The organism is Streptococcus mitis (assembly GCF_002096895.1).
GTDB classification, from domain to species: Bacteria; Bacillota; Bacilli; order Lactobacillales; family Streptococcaceae; genus Streptococcus; species Streptococcus mitis_AH.
In genome coordinates, this window is the sequence record NZ_NCVI01000003.1 from 1 (window position 1) to 689 (window position 689).

At 35.3% G+C, this 689-nt stretch carries 1 pseudogene; it reads left to right on the forward strand.

Going from position 1 to position 689, the window contains the following annotated elements:
* A pseudogene (locus tag B7697_RS00015) lies at window positions 1–689 on the forward strand (ABC transporter permease); the annotation flags it as partial.

Below are 689 nucleotides of genomic sequence, written 5' to 3' on the forward strand. Positions count from 1 at the left end.
TCTGCAGCGACAAGCATTTTCAATGCCTCAGAATCCTTTAAAAAAGTGATGAATCCGCATGACTTTGGAATTACTGGACAAAATGTTGAAAAAGAAGACTTGGACAAACTCTTGAGCCAGTTTGCAAGTGACAAAGGTTATAGTGTCAAAGAGAAAGAAGTGCTTCGTTACAGTAACTTTGGTATTGCAAATCAAGAAGGAACCAAGTTAACCATTTTTGAAAGGGGACAAAATCGTGTTCAACCTAAAACAGTCTTCATGGTATTTGACCAAAAAGACTATGAAAATATGACTGGTCAGAAGCTTTCTCTATCAGGCAATGAGGTCGGCCTCTTCGCTAAGAATGATGGACTGAAAGGACAGAAAGCTCTAACTCTAAATAACCATCAATTTTCTGTAAAAGAAGAATTTAATACAGATTTTATTGTGAACCATGTCCCAAATCAGTTTAATATTTTTACTACTGATTACAATTACCTTGTTGTACCTGATTTACAAGCATTTTTAGACCAATTTCCAGATTCGGCTATCTATAATCAGCTTTACGGTGGTATAAATGTAAATATCAGTGAAGAAGAACAACTCAAAGTCGCTGAAGAATATGAAAAATACTTACAAAAGTTTAATGCTCAATTAAACACTGAAGGTAGCTATGTGTATGGTAGCAATCTAGCAGATGCTAGTGCTCA